Raw genomic sequence first — 18,653 nt, forward strand, 5'->3', positions numbered from 1 at the left:
AGCATGTTTTTATCTTAAATGAGTTATAGTTTCGAACCTGATTTTTTTGAATTCTTATCTGGTCGGGATGGATTTGCTAAACCAAAGCCACTTTGAATAACTCCAATAGTTGGTTTACATGCTTGGGCAGGACAAAAATCGATGTATCGGATTTCTGATTCTTTATAGCAGTCAGTTGTATTTAAGGATATCTTACTTAGCTTTTTTGTTTTTTGTGCTCTTTGAACGGTTGGTGGATTCTCCGGGTTTGGAACAGAACTTTGCTGGGCATTCTGAACATAACACGAAATCAAATAATTATCTGAAGAAGTATACTGACTTAAGTCCATGTAAATTTCAGCTGCAATATTCGCAGAAAATTGCGTTAATGTACCATCATAATCCGAATCGAAATTCCATAATCCTTTTTTCAGTAAGATCTGGACATCATAGTTCCTGTCTGGTGAGAATGAGAATCTAACACTAATTAATCTTCCCTGTTCATCTCGTGCAGTAGTATAATTATAGATCTTATCTTTTGTACCATTTGTGATATAAGGTTTTAATGCCTCAAATTCATCTGTGGCTCTGCTGGCATTAATGTGCTCATCTGTTTCATTAGTAAGAGATCTTGCGATAAGATTCTTTAACACATTCAGATAAATGTTTTTTACAATTTCCGATTTTGGATTTTCATTAGTACAGGAGTTCTGAATCAGGCAATTAACCGGTTTAGTAAAATTAAGAATACACCCTGCTGCATTTTCAATAGCAACATTCACTTTGTAAAATCCAGCTGTCGTTAGTGTTAATAAATGTTTTTCCTGATTTCCGGAATCTACCAATTCATCATTGGCATTGTAAATCTCCCATTTATATGTATAAGATCTTGTTATTTCGCGATCAGGGCGAAATCCTAACTCTTTTGTCTGATTGATTTGTAGGGTTGATACCTCGGCATTGTCCTCATTTTCGAAAGCAATAGAGCCGGATAGATTCTCACCACTAAATGCGCAGGCATCCATAACTTCCAGCTCTCTGTCAAAATAATGAGGACAGCCATTACGGTCTTTGATTGTTAATTTCAGTTTTAAATTATCCGATGTTGTTGGTGTAAAAACAAATACTTCTCCTGTAAAAGAGGTTATAGGCGTATCGTCCAGCTTGGTTAATTCCCAATTGAGTGTAAGATCACTTAAGTTCCACATGCTGTAAGGCCAAAATGTAAATTCATTTGGCTTGTTTATTAAAATATTAGGACTATAATATTCAGAATGAGTACGATTATATATAATACCAGTTACAGAATTTCTACTGCAGTCATATGTTGGTGTAAATGTTTTTTCAAAATGGGTTATACAATCATTAGAATCCTTAACATCTAACAGTATTGTATATTCTCCTTCTCCATATTGAAGGTAAAGTTGAAATGGATTGCCTCCCTGTGGATAATTATAAGTTCCACCATTTTCGGGGATCTTAACATTCCATGTATAAGTAAGATCGGTGGCTGTAGTTTCGAACGTAAAATTGACATATGTATATAAAAAAGGAGTTTCAGTGTCCATTTTTATTGTACCAACTATAGGCGTACATTCCACTGGTTCAGTAACTTTTACAGTTTTATACAATTTAGTTATACAGCTGTATTGATCTGTAATTACTAATTCAACTAAATAATCGCCAGGAGTGGTATATGTCCATTCTGCCGTACTTGTTGTTGCGGTACCAATTTCAACAGAGTTTGTGTTATAAAAGATCCATTTATAAGCAATATTCGTTGCTGCTGTCTGTAAAGAGAAAACAGCACTGTTGTTGGTTTTTATTTTTTCTGTTGATGTTTTAATGGTTCCGACGATTTCAGCACAGATATGTTTTACTTGTACTGTGATATATTTTTCGATAGTAGTGAAGCAATTATTCTCGTCTGTTACAGTTAAACTAACTTTATAATCGTTGGCGTAAGGGTATACTAGCGTTGGATTACTTTGAGTTGTCGTTAAAAGTGGCGTATTATTTAAGCTATGGAATGTCCAGTTATAACGAAGATTACTTGCAGTGGTTTCAAAAGAGAATGTTGTATTTTCATTTGTGGAAATAATTGGATTTGCTGTTTTTATATCTCCGGAAACAGTTACACAAGGCGGTTTTACAGTTACTACAGCAGTTGTGCGGAAAGTATTTGTACATCCGTTAACGTCTGTAACTACAAGTTTAACGTTGTAATTTCCAGGTGCATCATAATACATGTCTGCTGTACCGCTGGTAAAAGTTGCTGTACTGCTATTTACGGTTCTATATAATGTCCATTGATACGTTAGGTTTGTCGCTGTTGTATCAAAAAAGAAATTAGCAGTTGTTCCTACAAATATATTAGGTAATACTGTTTTTATTGTGCCGGTAGCAGCAACACATGAAGGAGCAGTTATAGTTATAGTTTTCGTGAAAGTTGTAGTGCAATTATTCGCATCAGTAGCAATTAAAATAACTTTATAAGTTCCGGCAACTGTATACGTTTGAGAAACAGTGGCCGTTGTTTGAGTTTCTTTAATACTATTATCAGCATTATAAAAAGTCCAGTTATAAGTTAAACCAGTTGCAACAGTTTCAAGAGAGAAATTGGTAACCGTATTTAAAGCAGGTTTTTCAGTGTTTAGTTTAATAACGCCTAACAATGGATCACACTCATTAGGACAAAAATCAATAAATTTTATCTCAGATCCATATTGACAATCATTTGGTTTTAACAAACTTTTACCTGTAGATTGTTGTGTATAGCATGAAACTAAATATTGATTTGAAGAGCTGTATTGGTTAAGGTTAATGTAAATCTTAGATTCAATTAATGACAAAAGATCTTCCATTGGCATATCTTCCTCGTAGCGCAAACTGTGAGGGATTGAGATATGTATGTCAGAGGCTCTATCAGATGCAAAAGAAAAATCTACACCAGTAAATTCACCATTAAGATTTCGGGTTGATGTAAAATTGTATATTTTATCTTTTAAGCCAGATGTTATATAAGGTTTTAAAGCATTAAATTCTGCTGTAACGGTACTTGAATTTATTTGAGCGTCATTTTCACCTAACATAGCTCGCGCTATTAGGTTTTTTATTAGATTAACGACTAAACCTTTTACAACTGAAGATTGCGGATTAGTTTGCGCACAGCTGTTTGGTATCAGACAAACTATAGATCTTGAAAATTGATGAACACAGCCACTTGTGTTTTCTTTAAGATCTAATACTATTCTGTAGAATCCTCCACTAGTAGGCATAATCGGAAAATTCAGGCTGGTGCCGGAATCTACTAATTGATCATTTTCGTTTAATAAGCTCCATTTATATTCAAAATCAAATGCAGAACCATAACTCTGAATTGGGAAAGTTACGTTTGTACTTTGATTTGCAATAATTTTTGCAGCTCTATATAAATCGTTATCACTTCCCACCTGAACAAATGAACGCCCAAATTGTGTTACGTTGTCACAAAGAGAAGATCCTGTTTTAAGGTTTACTAATTTTTGGAATGTAAATTTACAACCATTAGAATCTATTACCTCTAATGTAACATTATTAGTGCCAGGAGCGATGTATGTATAGTCTACAGTTTTAGTGGTTATAATAGTAGATTCACCATTTTGAGTAAACGTCCACTTATAACTTAAATCAGTTGCAGCAGTTTCAAGAGAGAAATTAGTGTTTGTACCCACAAAAACTTCTGGTGTAGATGTTTTTATTGTTCCTACAGGTGCATTACAATTTGTATTTACAGTTGCGATTACGGTTTTGTTAAAAGTAGTAACACATCCATTCGAATCGGTCACTTCTAACTTGATATCATAACTTCCTTGTTGTGTATATATATTATCTACACTATTTGTTGTATAAACAGTAATTCCTTCATTTCCTAAATTATAAAATGTCCATTTATAAGTTAAATCTGTTGCCGCAGTTTCCAAAGAGAAATTAGTATTTCTATTGGTAAAAATTTCCTGAGTTGATTGTTTGAGTGCTCCCGTAACTACATTACATGCTGGCGGACAAAAATTTATGTTTTTAATTTCAGAAGAATATCGACAATCTTTTGGATCCAAAACTGATTTTGCCATACTTCTGTTATTCTGGTCGTAAACCCAGCATGAAGCTAATATTTCATTAGAAGAAACATATTGGCTAACATCTACATAAACTGCTTTATCAATTAAATAATTTAAATAATCAGGAGTAACGCCGTTTGTATACACACCATCTCTGATCGAAATATAAAAATCGGATTCTCTATCTGGCGAGAATGAAAAATTCATACTAATTATAGCATTATATCTATCTCTGGTCGTTTTATAATTATATATTTTGTCTTTAGGAGAATTTGTAATAAAGGGTTTTAAAGCAATAAATTCGTCTATTAAACTACTATTGTTTATTTGAATATCAGTTTCACCACTTGCTGTACGTTGAAGAAGTTTTTTTGCCAAAGCTCTGGCTAATTCATGTACCTGAGATGATCTTTCATTTGTTTGTGTACAACTATTGGTCATTTGATTACCAAATGCTCTTGTAACTTCAGTGCTGCATCCATTAAAAGCGTCAGTGACTTTTAAAACGACTTTGTAGAATCCAGGAGATGTTAGTACAATAGGGAATAGTGTATCAGTTCCCGTACTTACTATCTGTGCATTAGGATTAAGTAAACTCCATTCAAAACTTAAAGGCCTACCTGTATCTGAATAATATGTTCGATTTAAACCTAAATCAATTGGTTTATTAAGTTCAACAAAAATAGCCTCTTCCGAAGTGTCATAATCGCCATTTATAGTAATTTTACCGCCACGTTCTGAATTACTCATTTCACACTCATCAACACATGGTAAAATAGCGTCAAAATTGTTAACACACCCTGTAACGGTGTCTGTCAGTTGTACTAGTACTTTATAATCTCCGATTGTTGTAGGTGTAACATTAAAATTTTCCCCGTTTCCTGTTTTGATAATATCGCCATTTGGACTTAAAAAGCTCCAAGAGTACTCCTTATTATCTGTATCGGAAGTAAATGAATTATAATAAAGGGTTAAATTGGTATTTGGAACAACAGGCTGCAAACCTTCATTTGAGAAGGGATAATCACGATCTTTAATCATTCCATATGTGTAGCAATTATATATAGCATTAAAATTCCTGCTAAAAGTTGCAGTACAGCCAGACATGTCTGTTATCTTTAACATGATTTTGTACGTTCCTGCAGTTGTAAAATTTAATCCAGATATATAATTATCGTTACCAATAAAAGTATTATTGATAGTATTGTCGGGATTGTAAATGGTCCAGTTATAATGAAGGTCTTGATCTGTATTGGTATTAAAATAAAATTCATTATTAGTATTAATGTAAACAGTATCATTTTCTCCGGAAAAAATAGTTCCGGTTTCCTGAGATGGACAAGCTTGTGGTTGAGTAACAGTTACCGTTTTGTCTATGTTGGTTTTACATCTATTTTGGTCAATCACAGTTAAACGAACTCTGTAATTTCCAGGTGCATTAAATGATTTTATTCTATAGTTGCCGTAGATCGTTTCATCGATGTTATTATTTAAATCATAAAATGTCCATTCATACGATGAGAAGTTGGAAGGTGAATCTAAATAAAATAAGGAATTAGCATTTACCAATAAATTATTCGCCCCAGTTTTTATCGTTCCTGTTACTATTGGACAAACTTGTGGAGCTATCGTAATTGTTCTATCAAAAGAAGTAGTACATCGATTCTCATCAGTTACTACTAGATTAATCTTATAAGTTCCTGGTAATGGATAATACAGACTAGGTGAACTATCTATTGTATTTAATAAGATAGTAGTATTATCTAAATCATAGAATGTCCAGTTATAAGTTAAATTTGTCCCACTATTTTCAAAAGAAATATTAATATCCTGATTTGCTGAAATAGTCCCCGCAGGAGTTTTTATTGTTCCAACAAGAGGTTCACAGATAACATTAACATTTAAGTGTATTGTATTCTTTGTCAAGTACAAATTTGATTCCCAGTACGGCTTATATGTGATATAAGGATTTGTAGATATACAATAATAATCACCACTATCTTTAAACTTAATATTTTCAACGGTAAGAGTCCTTGATGTTGCTCCAGGGACTGCTATTGTGGTATTACCATGAAAATGATACCATTGATATGTGTCATTAGGTGTAAATCTACCATCTTCATACATCGTAAAAGTTACCGATTCACCAGAATTTTTGACAATAGTTTTTTCTTCATCAACAAAAACCTGATGGGGGTAAGAATAGTTTGAATAACCCATCTTACTTCTATAAATCGAATGCTCCTCAATTGTGAAATCTACAAAACGGAATGCATTACGATAAAGTCGGAAAGTGCTTAAAGGTAACGCAGTTAGATTAGGTATTTTACCGCTTAATCTATTATCATTTAATACAAGTGTAGATAATTTTGGTAAATTTTTGAAGGTATCTGGGATACTGCCTGTTAATTTATTTTCACCTGCCTCGAATTGTCTTAGTTGTGTTGCTTCTCCAATTTCCGGAGGTATTGAGCCCGTAAAATTGTTTAGGGATAGTCGTATAGTGAATAAATTTTTTAGCAGGCCAAATTCAGCTGGTATGGAGCCACTAAGTTGATTATCATAGGCCCAAAAAGTGCCAAGATTAGCTAAAGTCTTTATTTCCGATGGGATAGGACCTGTTAGGTTATTATAATCAAAATATAGGGTTCTGGCAGTAATTAATTGGCCTATTTCCGTAGGAATGCTTCCGGTTAATTCGTTACTAGGGAAGGCCAACCAATCAATTTTAGCCAAGTTACCTATTTGAGGCGGAATTGATCCGTTTAGTTTATTTCCGGTTAGCGTAAGGGATTCAACTTTAATTAAGTTTCCTATTTCAGGTGGAATATTTCCACTTAATTGATTATATCCTAAATTAATCCTTATAAGATTAGGCATTAAAATCTCTGTTGGAATTGATCCAGTAAATGCATTAAAGTCAAGACTTAAATATACCATTTTTGATAATTGACCTAGTTCGATAGGAATGCTTCCTGATAAATTATTATTTCCTAAGTCTAGTACTAAAAGATCTTGTAGTTGACCAATTGCAGCAGGTATATTGGTGCCAGATAATAGATTAGATTTAATTGTTAAAGAGTAAAGTTTGCTAAGCTGTCCAATTTGAGAAGGCAAAGTACCATTTAGATTGTTGCTTTCAAGATATAAGCCGGTAACCCTTCCGCTTGGTTCAGTAGTAATTCCATACCATCCTGTATTTGTATCAGGATTCCAGGATGTTATTACTGCATTTGGATCATTTATAGCCCAAACACCTTTGCCTTGCTGTGTATTAGCCCAGCCGGCTCCATTAGTACTATTATACAAAGCAATTAAGGCAGCTCTATCCTGAGCTAATTCAGCAGGAGTTGCTAGCTCTTCACTTTTCATGCTAGATTTAGCCGTTTTTTTAATTTCTTTCTTATAAGTATCTAAGCTTTTGATATTTTGCAAATATTGTGCAGTATGCATTTCTCGCATTCTCGCAACCTCACTATTCATATCAGCATCCTTAACTCCGTGTTCTTTCAATGAAGTAGCAACCCTTGTAGCGTTAAACCCAATTTCCTGATCACTATACTGCTGAGCAAACCCCGCTATCGTAATAAAAAAACTAATTATAGTAAAAACTAATGTGTATTTTAATTTCATCTGGCTCTTCATTATTTTTTAGCGGTTACAGCAGGTGCAGGTGTACTACATGAAACAACCTGTTTTTTTATAATTGCTTTTTTACTCGGTGCTATTTTTAAACTTTTTCTTCCGGTGTGGGATTGTTTGTCGGAAACAGAAACATCATTTACTTTCAGTTGTGCCTGGAAGTCAAAGTGCGAAGCATTTCCGCAGTTTGATAAATCATAATCCTCAAAACCATCAGAAGCAAGTTCGGTGTACTTGGTGTTTGAAGCTACAGCAACCGGGAAACGATTGTTGTATCCGTACAAAGCAGAAGAATAACGTTTTAAGGCATCTTTATTTTCTACTTCCTGTCCGGCAGGGCTGTACTGTGTTACTTCCGATGCAAAAGTCCATCGGTCATAGTTGGCAGCCGTTTTTCCCCAGGTATTTTTAGTTGTATCAAATACATAGAACGGGAAGAAATCATTGAAGAATCCTGTTTTACGCGGAGTCGGATCGATGGTGTAATTTCTACCGGTTAGGTACGCATACGATTTATTGGCTCTCCAGTTTCCTAGAATATTGTACAGGTAAGGGTTGAATGATCTTTTTAAGATATCATCTTCCTCAGCCGTATTGTTTTCTTTCTCGTATTCAAAGGTCATTTCACCATTAGTGGCAAAGGTCATTTTTGGTAAATCACATTCACACTGAGAAGGCCATTTGTCATTGTATTGTACCGCAGACGCATTGACGATTCTGTTAACGGCAGTAGTAGACATATACGGATTTTCACCAATGTTTCCTTTTACTTTTACGATGGTATTATTCGCATCATAATCGTATAGTGGATTTGTCATAGATGTCACACTTGCCATAGAAGCCATTTGCATGTTTCTGTATCCGGAACGGATTACTTTCATCTTAGCCGTATTGATTACTTCCGGTTTGATCAGCAATCCTTTATCATCAATCAGTTTGAAGTTACTGTCGGTCACATGTACCGCCCAGGCTTTCATTAATGTTTTCGTCTTTTTATCCGGTGCTAAACCCGTTAACCATAATTCGTCACCATCAATCAGATAATCAGATTCAAGATGCGTTCCATTCAATTGGTATTTACCGCCTGTTGCCGTGATATCCCATTCCAAACCAATATTTTTAGAGGCCTGACTCATTCCGGCATATGCCCAGTAAGCAGGAAAATTCAAACTGAAATATTTATCATTGTATTCATTGACCGTTTCAGTCAGTAATAAATCCCCGGTTTCTGCATCCCACGCAAGGTTCTTTGTCGATACTTTTGAACCAAGGTCATAGGCTATTTTTTCTGAAAGAAGTGCTGTAGTATGGATTACTTTAGTAGTCACTGCAGTTCTTATTAAACTTTCATGTCTGGAATAACTTGGCAAAGGAACCGGCACAATAACTAAAACTAAAAACAAAGGAAGACCGGCAGTATTGAAATGAATACCTGCAGTTTCTGTATTAGATTTGCTTTCTCTGAAGTCATTGATGACGTCATAATCGACGCCAACTAATTTATCACTAATCACTCCTTTTGAATCAATAGTCTGAACCGTATTGTCAAGCTTTCCTAAACTGTTACGGCGATTTTTGCTGGTCGGTAAGGTTTTGTATTTGTAATCAACGCCCGAAATAAAATCAGTCTGACCTTCTGCGTAGACACGCTGGTTTTTCATCTTACCATCCATATCATTGGTGTGAACAGCAAATCCCTGAGACAAAGTAATATGATCTTTCACACTCAGGTTAAGAATGCTCGCCAGGGCCGATGATTTATCATAATTAGACGATAAGGTCGTACGATCCGTAATGGTCGGATAATCTTTAGAGGTGTAAAACTCTGTTACCACAGATCCGGTAGCGTGTTTTTTTACGATACTGGTAATCTCATTAGACGCATTTTGTTTATCTCTTGGAAGATTGGTAACGGTTACCCTGCTGTAGGTTATTTTAGGAGAAGGGAAGAAAGATTCCCCGAAAGGCTCTTCCACATAATTGCTGCTGTCAGGTCCCAGTAATAATTCTCTTTTCTTTTCGTCGTAAAAGGGCTTCACAAATGGGTTCTCTTTACAACCCAACGGTTCGTAAGTTGCCACTCCTGAAGATTTTCCGTTTTCAGCATCATAAGAATAGATCTGACCATACGATTGCTGGTAAATCTCTTTGGTTGGATTATTAGTCATGACATTCCACTGGTCATTGATCCTGATGTCATGTACCCTGCTGCCGCCACCAATTTTTCTCGATTCCGGCTGAAATAAACGGATCCATGATTTGTCGGTTACAAATTTCGATGCAATACCGTTTTGTTCCAGTTTTGCATTTGGACTTTTAAAAATGTCAAGAAGGGTTGGGATCCAGCCGATAAGTTCCATTACGATACCTTTCAGGTCGGTGGTGTCTTCTTCATTAGTCATGCTGTACACCAATCGGTTTAAATTTTGTCTTCCAAAATTCCACCCTGCTTTTGTAATTGGGTTTACTTCCGATTTTGCATTAAAACCGTCTCCTTTTCCAACATAATCCACAGGAATGGCTACGTATTGTTTTCCGTTTACTTCCAGAAAACCATAATCGGTATCGGCTGATTTTTTAGAAATATTGACATATCCCGTTACATAATCGTACTTATCACTCCCGTCAATTCCTGGTATTGGAGTGGGATTGGCCATGTTTAACAGGAACCTGAAATAAAGGGGATTAGAAGCCTCTCCGAGATTTCGTATATATTTATCGTAAAAAATCTTTGCAATTTTCGGATCATTGATAGCCAGTTTATCATCTATTTTATGATCTAACTCCACATAAATATATTCGCCAAGATTTCTCTTTTCGATTATGTTAGAAATGTTCGATGCAGTCAGTCCTGTTTTAGGACCGCTTCCTACCACTTTAAACATTTGCATGACGTCTTTGTTTTGTACCGAGCTGTAATCATCTGACTCGTATTTTAATTCCATTTCACCACCGGATGGCAGGTGAATCGATTTTAAAAGCCAGGCTGCAGCGTATTCGTCTGCAGTCGCTCTGTTGCTTTGATCTACAAACGGATACTCGGCATTAGAAAGATTAGATGTTGTATCAGGACCCAGTTTGTCTTGTGGAAGTTTGTAATTCCCCCATACGTCATACGCTTTCATATCGTATGCAGGGTTAAAACCATAGGTAAACACATACGGAGTGAATTTACCCATATTAGAATTTTTATAGGTAAAATAAACTTTGCTTAAGGTTAGTTTCCCTTCTTTGGTAATACTGTTGTCAATACCCGGACACAAACTGTAGTTGTATTCAAAGTTGGCTTCCTTTATTGGAGTAGCTTCGTCTCCAGAAGCTAAATATTCCGGTTTGGAGTATAGTGAGATTTTATCTAATTTGTACATTTTAGATTTATCGCTCAGGCCACCATTTTCTCCCTCAACGCCATAACCATCGTTTCTCACGGAAAGGTGAAAAATAGCCACGTGGGTTTTGGTTACAATTTTTTTAATGTAGATCAGTTCTTTTTCCCCGTACTGATAATTTCCCTTGTTGTCTTTCCTGCTGGAACGCAAACCTTCGTCGTAATTGGCGTGATTTTTCAGGAACGGAATTCTCCATTTGTATAAATTGTCTTTATCAGGAGTTTTGTTTTCGTATTCAAATTTGGTATAGTTTCCTAAATCATCATCTGTCGGGCCGTCATTTTTTAAATCCTGATAGTCCGGTGACAGTACTGAAGTTAATAAGTAGGAATGTGCATAAGCAGGAGTAGTTACCCTGTTGAAGTACTGGTCTCCGTCTTTGTTGTTTTTGGCAGAATTATCAACGCCCGGATTGTATTCTACCAGACCTTTATCAAATTTAACTTTTTCGTTAGGGTTACTCTTGTTACTAACATCAAAGGTTACTTCTTTTTTAATGACGTTATAAGCTGTTTTGCCGTAGATGTAACGCTCACCGCCTTCTTTGGTAATTCTTACTTCGGCCGTATGATGATCTCTGGCATATTCGTTTGCCTGAAGTTTTGAACCAAATCTTTTGGCTTCCAGTTTGGTTAATTTTTGTATTGACTGATTTCTGGACAAACGGGAGGATTCTCTTTTAAGAATTCCGGTGTTGGCAATCGTCCCGCTGTTTTTTGAATAGTTAACATTAGTACGTCTTGAAAATTTACCACCTTCTAACCCAAATTTTACAGCATCATAACCTCCCATTTGGGTGCTGAATAAATCTAACTCTTTGTCTACATGTGCCCCGCCAATATTTTTGAAAAATACTTTTTCGTAATCGGGTCTGTTGCCATCTTTTTTCTCTTTAAATCTGCCCAAAGCAGGATTTAATGTTTTCCATACTGCTGAACTGCTTTTACCTATTGTAGCCGTAGCATCAAAACCCCAGTGAACACCACCACCTGCACCGAATTCCAATCCCAGGTTTCCTCCGGCAGTATCGTCATTGGTTTCATTATCATATACATAACCTACCTGTGATTTGTAAGGACGGTACATTCCGGATATTCCCTGTCCCTGAATATTGTAGATGTCATAGGTATTACTGGTAATCGGTAATGAAGTCGTATTTTTATTAAAAGTCCGGTCTTTTTCTCTGTTAAAATCTAAAATGTCCGAAGTGGCAGCATTATAGGTATTCTCGTAGCCGTATGCTTTTTCTATTTTGTATTTTTCGGAATTCTTGATTCCCTGACTGGTTCTGTATCCCGTAAATTTCATTCCGGGCTCGACACCCCAGATTTCTCCTTCTATATTTAAGTTAAACATAAAATTGGTTGAAACCATACCCACTCTTTTTGTTGGAGTGTATGAGGCATCAATAAAAGAGATAGCACCTCCGGCGCCAAATGATGGAGTACCATTGATCATTTCACCCTTATGTTCACCACCCATTATTTTGCGCTGCTTATCATCTTTTCGTGATCGGGAAGCTGACATAGTAAAACCTTCAATACCTTTTCTGCTGTTGTAAGTAACACCAAGGCTCCCTGTTAAAACGTTATCTTGGGTTGTGCTATTTTTGTTTTTATTATCCAGAGTAATGGTCGGAGATGCAGAAACGCCTTCAGAGGCAGAAGATTGCAAATCCATTCCGACTCTTAAGTTATCGGCAATCTGAACACTCATACCACCACTGGCAGTAGCCCCGAATCCGTCATAATTATTATATTTAATAGCCATTCCGACGCTTGCCCTGGCTTCACTAACACCAAAGCCGGCAACAAAAACATTAAAGTTAGAACCTACTGTTACATTGGGTTTCATGCTGTTCTCATAAGTCATTTCATCCCCGTTAAAATCATCCGGAAGGCCACGTAACTGTCTTGAAATCTGTCCAACGTTCAGATCCCAGCCTAAGCCTACCCACGATGCTTCCTGGTCCATGCTTACACCTGAATTATAGGCTAAGTTGATCGGATATCCACCAACATCCATAATAGGAATGTTGTAATTGAAGTCCCCGCTTGACAAATCAACCATATCTGAAGTTCCAATAGGAGTAAAGGACTCAAATTCCGGTTGTGAAGGACCTCCGGTCAATGCATAAATCTGCATCGGTTGAATTGTTTCCAAAAGAATCATCATTGCTAAATAAATAGCAAGAGTTTTTTTAAACTTATTAATTTTTGGCTGAATCATAAGGCTATTTGAGTATAGGTGTCTTTAAATTGAAATTTTAATGTTCCTTTTCTAAAAAGATAATCTTCGTAGATCAGCTGTATTTTTTCGTTGGGATCAATCCCGGAAAAAAACAGTAAAACTTTTTGATAAGGCGCTATTTTATAATTGCGTTCGTAAGTAACCCCCGAACAGGCAATGGTATCTTTTTTTGAAGTCACGACGTAAAAATCTTTGTCAAGTCCGAAAGACATATATTTTACCGCATCGGTGTAGCTAATACCGGTAAATTCTTTTTCAAGTAAATCTTTCTCTTCGTCCTGCTGAAAAGTGAATTCTATAATACGCTCTCTTTTGTTTGCTTCATACAGGGAGTCTACCGGAATCAGGTTTTCGGTTCCCAGATCTTTTAGAAGATAATACTGAATAGGTACTTCGGTTGCGATAAAACCAATGTCGTCGACCTTTTGGGTGTAGGCACGGGATTTCCATCCTATTTTTTCTAAGTTAAAATAGCGATCGCGGATTTCTGAATTTCGCGTATCTTCCTTAGTCTCTTTTTTACAGGAAATACATAAAAAAACGAAAAGGATACAAAACAACTTATTTAAGTCCTTCATATCTCTTGTTTATGTAGGTAAGTAATTCTTTGGTTACAGTGAGTTTTTCGTCCGCGTATAAAACATTCGTTTTGTTTTCCGACCCTAAGATTAACTGGTAATTATTCTCTTTGCAGAAATCTTCTGTGTAACTGTGTATTCTCGACCAGATTTTGGCAGATTCATTTGATGCAAAGGCCTGGTTGAACTGTTGAAGTTCTTCTTTTCCTTTAATAAACTCAGCCATTAAAGCTTCTTTTTGCGATGCAGAAATAGATTGTGATTGTATTTTAGAATATAAATTATCAAGTGCTGTTTTTCGGGTTATAAATTCTTTTTCCCCAACGCGTTTCAATTCAGTGGTCATTACAAAGCCATCAAATAATTCGCTGTTGTTCACATAAACAATTTTTGTTTTAGAAATAAATGAACTAACTATAATATAAAATATTAGTGAGAAAATTAGTAAATAATTGAAAATGAGCAACAAACGGCTTTTATTTTTTATCACGGAAAGACTTGTTAATTTTTCGGTAAAAATATAATTTTATTTTTCTTAACAAAGAAAATTCTCATTTTATTTTTGTTAAATCATGAAATATTTCAAGTTTCTTGTGAGATTTATTGTGTTTAATTCAACAAATTAATAAAAAATGGCATTATATTGTAATGCTTTACTTACGCGTTTTTTTGTAATGCAATAATAATGAATATGTTGCGTTGCGGATGTCTTACACAATAAATATTTTGGATCGACGTTGCCTGGAAATTTCGCCGTAAATTATTCTTGTAAGATTGTGAAAATTGAAAGTCAGTTGGATTGCATTTTTAGTAAATAGAAGAAAATAGTAGAATAACGGCCTTAACCTATCTTTTGCTTATACTGAAGAATCTCTATGGAAATGAGCTTAAATAAAAAAAGCCACAATCATATTGATTATGGCTTTTGGTACTTGTTTTATATTTGAATGTGGTATGCTTTAATTTCAGGGTACTAATTCAGAAATATTTAAAAATGATACTTAAATTCAGAAAACAGATACTATTTTATTATTTTGAAGATCTCCGGATTGTTTTGCGTTATACTTCAGTTATGTTTTTAGTTGGATACAATTTTATGTTTACTTAAATGAATAAGGAAGAATTAAAATAAATTACGAATGCCTCCCAATTTTTTTGCAAAAGTACAAATAGAAGTTTTAATAAATTGTCAATTTTAGGTTAAATTTATCAATTATAGTGTAAATTTTGATTTATAAATAGTGTACATATTACACAATAAACAGTTTTGGAGTAAAAAGCCTGTTAATTTAAATAAGTACAATTTTAAAATTAACTTTTAATTTTTCAGGGATAGTAGCATAGGATGAAAAGGTGGCATGTCTGATAACAAAAATTGGAGTCTGGTGTTAGGCATAGTCTTAACCTTATCATAATATGCGCCAACAGAGAATACTTTATCTTTAATCTAAAATTAAAGTTATGGAAATCAATTGGACAATAATAGGAATTGTAGCTGCCGTTTTAATTGTTTTAATCTTATTTATGATTAGAAAAAACCAAAAGGAAAAAAAGAAGTTGACTGCATTCTTAAATAACGACTTTAAGAAAAACGAAGAAGAGGAGCCGGATGTAGATAATACGGCAAATGAACGATAGTTTCTAATATTAGGAAGAAAAAAGAAAACCCTTGTGAAAGCTAGTTTTACAAGGGTTTTTAAATGATGTGGAGAATACCGGATACTTTTTCCGTAAAATGACACAAAAAATAATTGCTTAACCCACTATTTGCGTTGCAATAAACATATATAAATTAATAATTTGACACGAATTTGACACCAAGTCAATAGCGAAGCGGTTGTATAAAAAACTTGTAAGATAAAATAAAGAGGGCTTTTTGTGAGTTGGTTTGCGATCAGCAAACAAAGGAACAATAAGCCCTCTTTATTTTATCTTACCCCTTATTCAACACCCTTGTACTGTAATTATTCAACGTTCCTATTTTACACCCTCGGACGGTAATTATTCGAAAGCTCTATTTTAATAGCTTGGAAAAAAGATCGTTCAGCACATTGTCTGTCCGCACTCATACGGTGGTTTTTTTACCCCCGCCCCCTTTTTTCCTCATAACTTCCCGATTTTTCGCTCTTTCCCTTTTTTCCTTTATATCCTATCTTCTTTCTTTTATAAAAAAAATATAAACATTATAAACAATTGTAAAATAAGCAACAAATTCAAGGCTTTAACCCTGTTTATAAATTTGTTTACATATTTTTTTGTTTACAAAAAAAATATAAACATTTGAAAAAGGCAAAAAAATAAGCCAAAATTTAATTTTGGCCTTATCGGGAAAATGGATATGTTTTTGATAATCTATCAATTCAAGTTATACGTTAGATTTATTATTCTTAAGTAACTTTTTTTCGTCTTGGCATTGTTGCAATTTTTCTTCCAGTAACTCAACATTTTTTTCAAGCGACAAAATATATTTATTATCCTTCTCGGATAGTTTTTCTTTATTTTCTTCTGGATTTACAAACATTTCACCTTTTCCTGTAATCAACCATTTTGCTGAAATACCCGGATATTTATTTAGAATTTTCTTTAATATTTCACCACTGAAATTAGATTTTTTTCTCACACCACTCCCTATTGAGTTATTAGAAGTATCAATTTGTTTTTCAAAAAACATTACGGAAACCCCCATGTGTTCAATGATTTGTTTAATTCTTTCACTTATAAAATCTTCTGACATAGAAAAAAATATGTATTTATTAGAAAATAACTTGTTTATTAGAAAATAGTTTGTACTTTTGGTTCCCGAAAGCGGATTGAAAACCACTTAAAAACAGATCAAAAGCAACCTGCAATATACAAAAAATTGGGTTGCAATATGATTGCAATTTTTGTTGCATTCATTAAGAATACGTAATGCAAAACAAGTGCCATGTTTTAGCAAAATTGGTATAGTTCATTGAAATATTGAGACCCTTAAAAAAGAGGGAGTTTTACCTCCCTCAAATTTCGCTAAGCAATGCTTTTTGTACTTAAACAAGCGTAAGCGATTAGCCCGACTGCAATACTTAAAAGTAAGGCGTTAGGTTCGTTAAACTTGAAATTCACAACAGCATTGCCTTTCCAAACTGTCATTTGGATGGGTTCGTTTTTCATAAAATAAGAGTGTAAGTACGCAAGCTTTATTGCAGCGTTTAGCGAATGCAAGGGTTTCTTTTTTCAAAAAGTAGATTTTTTTGATAACCGGTGCAAATTCCTGGAACGGATCTGAGTGCAAAAAGTCTACAATTTTTATAACGTAATTAATTTATAAATCATGGATAACAAAGTACTACAGTTTTTAATCGCAGGCGGTCTTTTACCATTAGCTCAATTTATAAAAAATAAAGAAATAATTCTGTGCCCGGAAGATCAACCAGATATTAATAAAATCAATACTGACGAAAAGGAGTTTAGATTGAAAATAAAATTTTTCAAACTCACTATTAAAGAGGGTTTTTTCTGGAACACACAAATTTGGGAGATTAGAGAAAAACCACTATCAGATGAGCAAATGGAAAATTTGTTTAAAAAATAATTAAATAGTTCATTGAAATACTGAAACCCTTATAAAACAAAGGCGGAGCATTGCCCCGCCTAGTTTTGTTACGTGGTCACTAGATAAATAAAGAGTTTGGCAAAAGCTTCACCCAATCGATATTCTACTGACCGTTTTACTATCGGCAAAACTGTAACATTCTTAACATTCACACAAACTGGTATTTGTATTTCCATGTTCATTCATGGTGTTAAGATTGATTTGCTTAACACCAATCAAAACGAATATAAGGGTTTCTTTTTCAAAAAGTAGATTTTTTTGCGAACCTGGAAAACCTGCAGCTGAGGATCTGAGCGTAAAAAGTCTACAATTTTTTAAAAAGTCAAATAATATTAATCATGGATACAGACAACAAAAAGACAAACAGGCGGTACAGATTACATCGTAAAATAAAGCGTCTTTATCGCTTTCAGGTTCGTCAGAAAATAATTTATGTACCTGATTCGGACGATATGACAAATAAAGCTTTAAGAGAGTTACACGAAAAATTTAATTATCAAATTCAATTTGAAATACCATCATGATAAACGAGAACCAAAAAGACACAATAATTGCAGTATTGGGTAAACAGTACTCTCCTAAAATTATTGAATACCTGAATAAAAAGAAAATTTGCAATTCAAATGGCAATCCTTTTTCCAGTGCATCAATTCAAAAAATAGTATCAGGAATTCAAAAAAATGATATTGTCGAATTGCAAATCGTGAACCTCGTAACCGCTGTTAAAAAGCGTAATGAAAAAACTGCTAAAAAACTTCAAACCTTACTCTAATGGAAAAAGACAGCTTTCGAAAAGAGTATAGAAATTTAAGCAAAACGCTTCGGATTGTAAAACTTTCAATTGTTGCACTTATCATTATTAATATAGTGATTGTTATAATATTAATTCTAATAAACCTTTAATCATGGCACTTTTCAAAACAGTAGAACTAATCGCCTATACACAAAGACTAGAGTTGCAAAGGGAAATTATGCCCCTTGCAACGGTTTTTACACCTCACCAAAAAACAGAATTAGACAGCCTTTACGACAAAATATTAGAAATCTGTCATGCTGCTATTATTAAGGAAAAAGAAGTAATAGAACCTATCATTTTATAATGATTCCGGTAAATAATTACAAC

The 18,653-nt window shown here is 34.4% G+C and carries 9 protein-coding genes; 4 read left to right on the top strand and 5 right to left on the bottom strand.

Annotated elements, in window-relative coordinates; translation table 11 throughout:
• Nucleotides 1-23: 23 nt before the first annotated feature.
• Genes D0817_RS23340 through D0817_RS23355 form a run of 4 tightly spaced genes read right to left on the bottom strand, consistent with a single transcriptional unit; the run spans nt 24 to nt 14,317 of the window.
• The gene (locus D0817_RS23340) at nt 24-7,712 is read right to left on the bottom strand and encodes a PKD domain-containing protein (RefSeq protein ID WP_127340755.1); all 7,689 of its coding nucleotides are present in this window, start codon (nt 7,710-7,712) and stop codon (nt 24-26) included.
• 11 nt (nt 7,713-7,723) lie between these two features.
• Complete coding sequence (locus D0817_RS23345; protein WP_127340756.1) at nt 7,724-13,339, bottom strand: hypothetical protein; 5,616 nt, start codon at nt 13,337-13,339, stop codon at nt 7,724-7,726.
• A complete protein-coding gene (locus tag D0817_RS23350) occupies nt 13,336-13,938 on the bottom strand; it encodes a hypothetical protein (protein ID WP_127340757.1) in 603 nt (200 codons plus the stop codon). The genes D0817_RS23345 and D0817_RS23350 overlap by 4 nt, the downstream gene beginning before the upstream one ends.
• Nucleotides 13,922-14,317, bottom strand: a complete 396-nt coding sequence (locus tag D0817_RS23355; protein ID WP_161568459.1) for an OmpH family outer membrane protein — start codon at nt 14,315-14,317, stop codon at nt 13,922-13,924. The genes D0817_RS23350 and D0817_RS23355 overlap by 17 nt, the downstream gene beginning before the upstream one ends.
• A 1,082-nt stretch (nt 14,318-15,399) precedes the next feature.
• Between D0817_RS23355 and D0817_RS26040 the strand changes: the two genes are divergently transcribed.
• Nucleotides 15,400-15,576 (top strand): hypothetical protein, encoded by a 177-nt coding sequence (locus D0817_RS26040; protein WP_167470969.1) that lies wholly within the window; start codon nt 15,400-15,402, stop codon nt 15,574-15,576.
• A 727-nt stretch (nt 15,577-16,303) separates the two neighbouring features.
• Here D0817_RS26040 and D0817_RS23360 read toward each other — a convergent pair.
• A complete protein-coding gene (locus tag D0817_RS23360) occupies nt 16,304-16,672 on the bottom strand; it encodes a hypothetical protein (protein ID WP_127340759.1) in 369 nt (122 codons plus the stop codon).
• A gap of 576 nt (nt 16,673-17,248) precedes the next feature.
• Here D0817_RS23360 and D0817_RS23365 point away from each other — a divergent pair.
• The 3 genes from D0817_RS23365 (at nt 17,249) to D0817_RS23375 (ending at nt 18,630) form a co-directional block, all read left to right on the top strand.
• Nucleotides 17,249-17,509 (top strand): hypothetical protein, encoded by a 261-nt coding sequence (locus tag D0817_RS23365; protein ID WP_127340760.1) that lies wholly within the window; start codon nt 17,249-17,251, stop codon nt 17,507-17,509.
• A gap of 541 nt (nt 17,510-18,050) precedes the next feature.
• A complete protein-coding gene (locus tag D0817_RS23370; protein WP_127340761.1) occupies nt 18,051-18,302 on the top strand; it encodes a hypothetical protein in 252 nt (83 codons plus the stop codon).
• Nucleotides 18,303-18,435: 133 nt separating this feature from the next.
• Nucleotides 18,436-18,630 carry a hypothetical protein gene (locus D0817_RS23375; RefSeq protein ID WP_127340762.1) on the top strand — a complete coding sequence of 65 codons (195 nt, stop codon included), beginning with the start codon at nt 18,436-18,438 and terminating at the stop codon, nt 18,628-18,630.
• Nucleotides 18,631-18,653: the final 23 nt, after the last annotated feature.

It is taken from the genome of Flavobacterium cupreum (genome assembly GCF_003996965.1).
In the GTDB taxonomy this organism is placed as follows: Bacteria; Bacteroidota; Bacteroidia; order Flavobacteriales; family Flavobacteriaceae; genus Flavobacterium; species Flavobacterium cupreum.